This window comes from Paraburkholderia sp. BR13444, from assembly GCF_040948755.1.
GTDB classification, from domain to species: domain Bacteria; phylum Pseudomonadota; class Gammaproteobacteria; order Burkholderiales; family Burkholderiaceae; genus Paraburkholderia; species Paraburkholderia youngii.
On the sequence record NZ_JBFPKM010000016.1, the window covers coordinates 150,657 to 156,878 of the forward strand.

A 6,222-nucleotide genomic window follows, 5' to 3' on the forward strand; every position below is an offset into this window, starting at 1 on the left:
ATCGCTGCGCATTTTGCGCAGCTTCTGGACAGCAGGGCAGTTAGAAAAGGAGTACGCATGAACACAAGAAACATCCAGACGTTCCTGATGGTTTCCGCCGCTTTCTTCGCGATGAGCGCGCCGATGCACTCGAATCCGGGCAGTACGGGGGCGCTGTCGAACGCGATCATTCGCACGGCGCAGGTAGCGCCGGCGCAGGTCGGAACGATCGACGGTGCGACCGGCAGCAATGAGTACAGGCAGAATTCATGACGCGCCGCATCGCGCGCGTCTTGTGACAACCGGCCGCCGTTTCGAAGAGAGCGGCGGCGTGCAACGTGAAAGGGCGAGGATCCTGCGATCCTCGCCCTTTTTTCTTCTGCGCGCCGATCAGGCGCGAGTCACCGCGATCAGGTCTTGTCCTGTACGACGCCGCGGCGAATCTGGTCGAGCTCGATCGATTCGAACAGCGCCTTGAAGTTGCCCTCGCCGAAGCCCTGATTGCCCTTGCGCTGGATGATTTCGAAGAAGATCGGGCCGATCTGGTTTTCGGTGAAGATCTGCAGCAGCAGATCGTCCGGCGCGCCGTCGATCAGAATCTTGCGCTTGCGCAGTTCCTCGAGCGGCTCGCCATGATTCGGCACGCGCCGGTCGACGAGTTCGTAGTAGGTGTCGATCGTGTCGAGCAGCGCAATGTTCGACGCGCGCAGGCCGTCGACGGTGCGGTAGATGTCGCTGGTGCCGAGCGCGATGTGCTGGATGCCTTCGCCGTGGTACGCGTCCAGATATTCCTGGATCTGGCCGGCCGTGTCCGAGCCCTCCTCGTTGATCGGAATGCGGATCTTGCCGCACGGCGAAGTCATCGCCTTCGACTTCACGCCCGTCACCTTGCCCTCGATGTCGAAGTAGCGCACCTCGCGGAAGTTGAACAGGCGCTCGTAGAACTCGGCCCATTCCTGCATGCGGCCGCGATGCACGTTGTGCGTCAGGTGATCGATATAGGTCAGGCCGTGGCCGACCGGATTGGGGTTCGCGCCGGGAAGCGGTTCGAAGTCGACGTCGTAAATGTCGATGTCACCTATGCTGTTCGGCGCCGCGCCGTTCTTGCCGCGCCAGCGGTCGACGAAATAGATCAGCGAATCGCCTATGCCTTTGATCGCCGGGATGTTCAGCTCCATCGGGCCGGTCTTGTTGTCGAATCCCCAGGCACCTTTTTCGAGCGCCTGGCTGTAGGCCTTCGCGGCGTCCTGCACGCGAAACGCAATCGCGCAGATCGACGGGCCATGCAAGCGCGCGAAGCGCTGCGCGAACGAATGCTTCTCCGCGTTGACGATGAAATTGATGTCGCCCTGACGATACAGCGTCACGTCCTTGTGACGATGTCGCGCAACGGCGGTGAAACCCATCCGTTCGAACAGTTTGCCGAGCGCTTTCGGGTCCGGCGCCGTGTATTCGATGAATTCGAAGCCGTCGGTGCCGACCGGATTTTCCCAAGTAGAAACCTGCATTGTCTGTCTCCAATCCCATGCAAGGGGGTTGCCGAGGCGCGCTGGCGGTGAGCGCGCGGGACGGTCGGCTGAGCGCGACCGGATAGGGCAAGTGTAGAACTGTGATGGAGGCAAGAACTTGCGAACTTAATCGCGCGTCGCTATTCTCGAGCTACTTTATGGCTCGATTCGAGCGAAACGTGGCAGAACATGGCTAATAGCGAGATAGATGCGATCGATCGACGCATTCTGGCGATCCTTCAGGAAAATGGCCGGCTGTCGAATCAGGAGATAGCGGAGCGGATCAATCTGTCGCCGAGTCCGTGCCTGCGGCGGATTCGCCGGCTCGAGGAAAGCGGCGTGATTCGCGGCTACGTCGCGCTACTCGACGCGCAGCGTCTCGGACTCGACCTGCTTGCGTATGTCAACGTGCGGCTGGAGAAGGGCGGCGGTCGCGCGTTCAGTCCGCATGGCGATGCCACCCACGCCGATCTGTTCGGCGCGGCCGTGCAGACGTGGCCCGAAGTGGTCGCGTGTCACGCGATGACGGGGGAGATGGATTATCTGCTGCGCGTCCAGGTCGAGGACATGGCGCACTTTTCGCGCTTCGTCCAGGATCAATTGCTGCGGCATCCATCGGTGATCGATGTGAAATCGAGCTTTTCGCTCGAAAAAATCAAGGAAACGACAGCGCTGCCCATTTTGTAGGCTTCACGCGTCACGCCCTGCGCATGGCGTTGATTTGGTACAGATAGAAAAAAGGGCGACCTTGCGGCCGCCCCAGTCTCAATTCCCCGTAGCGATTATTCAGGCAGCGACAGCCACCGGCATGAACGACTCGAACAGTCGCGATGCCTGGCGCGCGTGGCGCTTGAGCGCGTAGTCGAACACGGCGGCCTGCTCCTGCAGCATTTCCGCGAGGATGCTCGACTGATCTGCCGGCGACAGCGTCAGATAGGCGTCGGCTTCGCCGTACGCGTATTCGATCTTCATGCCGGCCTTTTTGGCGATGTGCATCATGGTCGAGTTGCGCGCCAGGCAGTGGATGTAGAGCGTCGTTACATGCGTGTTGCGGCTGCGGATCGCGGCGCGCTCGAACAGCTTCGAGCCGATACCGATGCCACGCGCGCTTTCGAGGACCGAGACGCCGAATTCGGCGGTGCGCTTGTTGCCTTCGGCCGGCAGGTAGGCCAGATGGCCGACGCCGCTCAGTTCCAGCTTGCTGTTGAACACGCCGAACACGGTGTCGCGCGTGAAGTCGATCGTGCGCACGTAGTTTTCGATTACGCGGTTCGGCACAACCTGGCCGAAGCGCAGCAGTCGGTCTTCTTCGTCGAGCGCGAGGAAGTGCGTGAGCAGGCGTTCGCGATCGACCGCGGTGAGTTCTCGGACCAGAACGTGCGCGCGTCCAGCAGACAGCGACGCGCGGTCGTTCGGCGCGATCGGCTCGGTGGTGCGAAGGCTCAGCATGTTCATGGTCGGGTTCTCCTTTTAATCAGGCGGTGTTGTGCACCGCAAAACCGATTTTAGCGGAAACCCAAGCCATTCACTAGGGAAAACCCGTATCAAAAACTGAGGTGATTACCTAGACCGCTGGAGCCCTAATTTTAGTCAATTGATTTTTAAAGGAAATGCAAAATGAACGCACGTTCGGGACAGGATGCCGCATGCATCCCCGGAGCTGACATATTTCGTATGAATGTTGTTGCTTTGCATCATCCAAGGCGCCGGTTCGGACCGTCGTCTGACTTGACCGGCGCGGTGCCGAGACCATGCTCGACCATGCCGACCACCTGTTCGGCGAACTCGCTATAACCCATGCGGCCGTCCGGCTTGAGCCACGTGAAGGTCCAGTTGATCATGCCGAACACCATCATCGTCAGCGCGGTCTGGTTGTCGCGCGTCGCTCGTTCGGGGTAGGCACGCGCGAGCTGCCGCGCGAACGCGGCGACCACGTCGCGCTGGCGGTTCAGGATGATCTCGCGCTGCGAATCGACCAGATACTTGACATCGTTCAACAGCGCGACGTGCCGGCTGTGCGACGTCTCATACTCGGACAGGAACGCGCGGATCAGCTCCGCGAAGGTTTCGCGCTCGCTCAGTTCGCGCCGCTGGCTCGACCCTTCCACCTCGGCGATGATCAGCATCAGCCGCTTCGTGTAGCGATCGAGCAGGTCGAACAGGATCGCTTCCTTGCTCTCGTAATAGTGATAGAGGCGCGCCTTCGAGGTGCCGCTCGCCGCGGCGAGATCGGCCATCGACGTGCTTGGGTAGCTGGTCTGCGCAAACTTCGCGGCGGCCAGTTCGAGAATCTGCTCGCGCTGGGTTTCGTGGTCGGGGGCTCGGGTGCGGGCCATAGTTGTCTGTTTTATCTTATTGGGGTGAGCTGGAAGCGGACGCCGCGCGCAGTTCGAGCGAGCGCCATTCGTTCGCGTCGCCACGCAGGTGGATGCGTCGTTGCGTCGCGAGTTCGCGCATGCGCCACAGCACGATGCTGTCGCTGGCGAGAAACCACAGTTCGGAGGTCATAACATGGGCGGCGACGCGCGCGGCGGGCTGCCAGTCGTCGCTTGCGCGTTCGAGAATCAGCGTGTCGAGTTCGGCAAAGCTGCCGTTCGTGAAGGTATTGTCACGCCAGCGCCGCGTCTCGCCGTTCGCCTGCTTGACCTCCTGCCATTCGAGCGCAAGCCGGCTGATGCGCAGCACGGAAATCGGCGCGGCGTCCGGCAGATGTGCCTGCAATACGTCCGGCGCAAACATGCCGACCGATGTCGCGCGGTCCTTGCGCGTATGCGCCCACGCTTGCGGATCGGCGAGGTCGGCGATCGACAGCCGCACTTCGTTCAAACGCTGCGGGCTGTTGCGCACCAGGTAGCAGACACGGCGCAGCATCAGCTGATCGGACGCGCTTTCGGCGTGCCACACAACGAGATTCGCGGTGTCGTTCGAGAGGCCGTCGAGCACTGCGGCCTGTTCGCGGAACTCGCGCACGAAGTCGCGCTGCGTGTCGGCGTTGACGCGTTCCCAGAAGTCGGCGCGCACGTACGGAGCGTCGTCGACGCCGCGTAGCGGGCCGACCGCCAGATCGTCGCGCGACGGCTGCACGCGGTCGTCGCGGCCCGCCTGGGCCAGCGCGGTACGCAGCGACTCGGCGGCGACGTCGCCGTTGGTGAGATGAATCGTGCTCATGGGCAAAGGCTTGCTGTGACGCTTGCAGCTGTAACAAAAAGAGGCCGCTCGCCGACTGGAAACCGATGTCCCGATCGATGAGCGGCCCCTAGTGTAAGCGGATCGCGAAACGGCCGAAAGCGGCGGCGGCCGTCACACGAAGCGACTCCACACCCAGGCCACGAAAGCTCCCGACTCAACGTTCGTCGTAACTGACGACAACCTTCTCGCTCACCGGATGACACTGACACGTCAGCACGAACCCGTCGCGGACCTCGTGTTCTTCGAGCGTGTAGTTCTTTTCCATCTTCACTTCGCCCTCGAGCACCTTCGCGCGACACGTGCAGCACACACCGCCCTTGCACGCGTACGGCAGCGCGAGACCGGCGCGCAGCCCGACGTCGAGCACGCTCACGCCCTGATACGGCAGGCGCAGCCTGCGCCGCTTGCCGTCGAGCACGATCTCGAGGTCGGCAGCCGGGGTGTCCGCGCTGATCTCGACGGGCGGCACCCCCGCCTGCGGCAGCGGCGTGCCGAAGCGCTCGACGTGCACCTTCGCGGGCGGCACGCCGGCGGCCTTCAGCGCCGCCTCGGCGGCGTCCATCATCGGCGCGGGGCCGCAGATGAACGCCTCGTCGATCGCGTCGGCCGGCAGCAACTGCTCGAGGAACGCCGCGCACTTCTGCTGGTCGAGCACGCCGTTAAACAGCTCGACGTCCTGCAGGTCGTCCGACAGCACGTGATACAGCACGAAGCGGTTCATGAAGCGGTTCTTCAGGTCCTCCAGCTCCTCGGCGAACATGATCTGGTCGACGCTGCGGTTGCCGTACACGAGCGTGAAGGTGCTGCGCGGCTCGACCTCGAGCGTGGTCTTGATGATCGCGAGCACCGGCGTGATGCCCGAGCCGCCCGAGAACGCGAGGTACTGCTGGCCCTGTTCGGCGTTCAGGTGCGTGAAGAAGCGGCCGTCCGGCGTCATCACGTCGATCGTGTGGCCGGGCTGCAGCGTGTCGAACGCGAAGTTCGAGAAACGCCCGCCGCGCACACGCTTGATGCCGATGCGCAACTCGCCGTCGCGGTCGTAGTCGGTGACGCCCACGCAGATCGAATACGAGCGGCGCGTTTCCTCCCCTTCGATATGCGTCTTCAGCGTGACGAACTGGCCCTGCGTGAAGCGATACTGCTCGCGCAGCTCGGGCGGGACTTCGAAGGCGACCGACACCGCATCGGCAGTTTCGGGACGTACTTCGCGGATACGCAGCGGATGGAATTGCGGGGTGGCCATATCAGTACGGTTTGAAGTAGTCGAAGGGTTCGCGGCAGTCGAGGCAGCGATACAGGGCCTTGCAGGCGGTCGAGCCGAACTGCGCGAGCCGCTCGGTGTGTGCGGAGCCGCAGCGCGGGCAGGCCGGGGCGGGCAGCGCGCGCGGCACGAAGCGCAGGACTTTTTCCTGTGACGCCGAGGTCGCGGCTGAACCGCAGTTGCCCGTGGGCGGCGCGATGCCGTAGACGCGCAGTTTTTCGCGCGCCTCGGCGGTGATCCAGTCGGTGGTCCAGGCCGGCGCGAGCACGGTGGCGACGCGGTAGG

At 63.0% G+C, this 6,222-nt stretch carries 8 protein-coding genes; 2 read left to right on the top strand and 6 right to left on the bottom strand.

The genetic code is table 11. From position 1 onward, the window contains the following. Nucleotides 1-57 precede the first annotated feature (57 nt). Nucleotides 58-252, top strand: a complete 195-nt coding sequence (locus tag AB3X95_RS32120; protein ID WP_176124619.1) for a hypothetical protein — start codon at nucleotides 58-60, stop codon at nucleotides 250-252. A 137-nt stretch (nucleotides 253-389) separates the two neighbouring features. On the opposite strand, the gene hppD is transcribed toward AB3X95_RS32120, so the two are convergent. Beyond that, entirely contained in the window at nucleotides 390-1,487 is a 1,098-nt protein-coding gene (hppD, locus tag AB3X95_RS32125) for a 4-hydroxyphenylpyruvate dioxygenase (protein ID WP_368623392.1), read from the bottom strand. Nucleotides 1,488-1,676: 189 nt separating this feature from the next. Here hppD and AB3X95_RS32130 point away from each other — a divergent pair, with 189 nt between their 5' ends. After that, a complete protein-coding gene (locus tag AB3X95_RS32130) occupies nucleotides 1,677-2,174 on the top strand; it encodes an Lrp/AsnC family transcriptional regulator (RefSeq protein ID WP_176110082.1) in 498 nt (165 codons plus the stop codon). A 99-nt stretch (nucleotides 2,175-2,273) separates the two neighbouring features. On the opposite strand, the gene AB3X95_RS32135 is transcribed toward AB3X95_RS32130, so the two are convergent. The 5 genes from AB3X95_RS32135 to paaD all read right to left on the bottom strand — a co-directional run. Then, nucleotides 2,274-2,942, bottom strand: a complete 669-nt coding sequence (locus tag AB3X95_RS32135) for a GNAT family N-acetyltransferase (protein WP_368623393.1) — start codon at nucleotides 2,940-2,942, stop codon at nucleotides 2,274-2,276. 239 nt (nucleotides 2,943-3,181) lie between these two features. Beyond that, on the bottom strand, nucleotides 3,182-3,823 hold the full coding sequence (locus AB3X95_RS32140; protein ID WP_184226278.1) for a TetR/AcrR family transcriptional regulator: 642 nt from the start codon (nucleotides 3,821-3,823) through the stop codon (nucleotides 3,182-3,184). Nucleotides 3,824-3,839: 16 nt separating this feature from the next. Continuing rightward, the gene (locus AB3X95_RS32145) at nucleotides 3,840-4,655 is read right to left on the bottom strand and encodes a DUF1835 domain-containing protein (RefSeq protein ID WP_368623394.1); all 816 of its coding nucleotides are present in this window, start codon (nucleotides 4,653-4,655) and stop codon (nucleotides 3,840-3,842) included. A 175-nt stretch (nucleotides 4,656-4,830) separates the two neighbouring features. After that, nucleotides 4,831-5,919 carry a 1,2-phenylacetyl-CoA epoxidase subunit PaaE gene (gene paaE, locus AB3X95_RS32150; RefSeq protein WP_368623395.1) on the bottom strand — a complete coding sequence of 363 codons (1,089 nt, stop codon included), beginning with the start codon at nucleotides 5,917-5,919 and terminating at the stop codon, nucleotides 4,831-4,833. A gap of 1 nt (nucleotide 5,920) precedes the next feature. Next, the coding region (paaD, locus tag AB3X95_RS32155) for a 1,2-phenylacetyl-CoA epoxidase subunit PaaD (protein ID WP_368623396.1) at nucleotides 5,921-6,222 on the bottom strand (302 nt) is incomplete at its 5' end.